The sequence below is a fragment of the Rhizobium sp. P1_E6 genome (assembly GCF_056405875.1).
The window spans coordinates 1-999 of the sequence record NZ_JBFUBG010000305.1 but is presented as its reverse complement, the minus strand read 5'-3'; the positions used below and the strand labels follow the sequence as shown (position 1 = coordinate 999).

Genomic DNA, 999 nt, shown 5'->3' with positions numbered 1-999 from the left:
GCTATAGACGCCCGATGCGCTGAGCACCAGACTGCCATAGGTACCGTTCAGCGCCGTGCCGAGCGTGCCTGATGTCGCGCCGAAGCCGACCGCCGTGACCGTCTTGGTGTCGCCGGCATCCGGATCGGTATCGTTGGTCAGCACATTGCCACTGGCAACCACGCCACCCGAACCATTGGCCGCACCACCCTTCTCGGTCGCATCCCCCGCATCGGCAACCGCCGTCGGCGTCGCGTTGGAGACCGACGCCGGGCGGAAGACCACGTCGGCCCAATAGTTGGCGGCGCTGTAAGTGGCATTTGGGAAAATGCCTGCGGCGGCGGAGCCGCCATAGCGGTAGACCCCGTTGCCACTCGCTGACGCCGTCAGCGGGCCACTGGTGACGGCAGTCGTATAGAAATTGTTGGTCGCCACGTAGGCGCCGGTCGTGTGGTAGGAGGCRACATAGGTAGTGTTGGCTGTGATGGTGACGGGTGTTGCGAAGTTTACCGTCTGCCAGCCGCTTGCCGTGGTGGTGATGAAGGTGGCGGTGGCAAGCTTGGTGCCTGTGGAGGTCCACAGGTCGACGACATTCTGGCCGTTGTCGTTGGCGCTGCGATAGAACTTGATGGCGGTAATGTCACCGGCAACGTTCGACTGGAACTTGACGCCGACTTCGAGCTGCTGACCGTCGTTGAGGTTCGTCTGGGCCGGTGTGCTGGAGGCGTTAAACAGGCTGTAGGTCACAGGCGCCACTGTGGCAGCAATATTGAAGGTCTCGTTGGCTGAGAGGCCGCCGAGGTCGGTCGCCGTCACCCTGACACCGTAGGTGCCGCCTGCTGTCGGTGTGCCGGAGAAGGTCCGCGTCGTGGCGTTGAAGGCCAGCCAGGCGGGCAGCGCCGTGCCGTCGGCAGCCGTTGCCGAATAGGTCAGCGTCTCGCCGCCGTCGACATCGGTGAAGGTGGTTGTCGGCAGCACGAAGGAGAAGGCCGAGCCGACGGTGGCATTCCGGTGGCATTC

At 64.0% G+C, this 999-nt stretch carries 1 protein-coding gene; it reads right to left on the bottom strand.

From position 1 onward, the window contains the following. Nucleotides 1-999: DUF4082 domain-containing protein (locus AC1D35_RS36410; RefSeq protein ID WP_477942894.1), on the bottom strand; the 999-nt coding region annotated here is incomplete at both ends.